The sequence below is a fragment of the Mesorhizobium sp. M7A.F.Ca.MR.362.00.0.0 genome, assembly GCF_004023175.1.
Lineage (GTDB): Bacteria > Pseudomonadota > Alphaproteobacteria > Rhizobiales > Rhizobiaceae > Mesorhizobium.
In genome coordinates, this window is record NZ_RZTF01000836.1 from 1 (window position 1) to 797 (window position 797).

A 797-nucleotide genomic window follows, 5' to 3' on the forward strand; every position below is an offset into this window, starting at 1 on the left:
GCAGATATCGAGACTGGTGGACCGCCTGGGCCAGACACGAATCGTGGTGCCCACCACCATCATCGCGGTGCTGGCTTTCGCGGTCCTGATAGCGGCGGCCAACCAGGACTGGCCGGTTTGGACGCTGTTCGTATCGGCACTGCTGGCCGCCGCCATGCCAAGCATACCTGCGATGGTGCGCGCGCGCTGGACGGAGATTTTCCGGGGGCGGCCGCAGATGAACACCGCATTCGCCTTCGAGTCCGTGGCCGATGAACTGGTCTATATCGCCGGGGCATCGCTATCGGTCGGCCTGAGTGCCGCCCTATTCCCGGAAGCCGGCGTTCTGGTGAGCACATTATTTCTCGCATTCGGATCAGCGACCTTCATCCTGCAACGCTCGACCGAGCCCCGGGTGCGGCCGGTCGACCATAACTCAAGCGGCTCGGCGATCCGCCTGCGGCCGGTTCAGATCATCACCCTCGCCCTGATCTTCATCGGCGCAACCTTCGCGACGACGGAAGTGACCACCGTGGCGATCACCAAGGAGCTTGGCCAACCGGGCGCCGCCAGCCTCGTCATCGGCGTTTATGCGCTGGGATCGTTCGTACTCGGCATCATCGTCGGCGCGCTCAGCCTGAAGGCGCCGCTGCAACGCCAGCTGGCCATCGCAGTCGCCCTCGTCGCGCTCGGCACGCTGTTGCCGCTCACCGCCGACACCGTGCCACTGCTGGCGCTGACCGTGTTCATCAGCGGTGTGGCGATCTCGCCGACCTTCATCACCGCGTTCGGCCTGATCGAGCGGCATGTGCCGGAAG

1 protein-coding gene is annotated in these 797 nt (G+C 65.2%); it reads left to right on the forward strand.

Going from position 1 to position 797, the window contains the following annotated elements; translation table 11 throughout:
• Positions 1–797 (forward strand): MFS transporter (locus EOC06_RS38050; protein WP_128310160.1); only part of this gene is annotated, 797 nt, incomplete at both ends.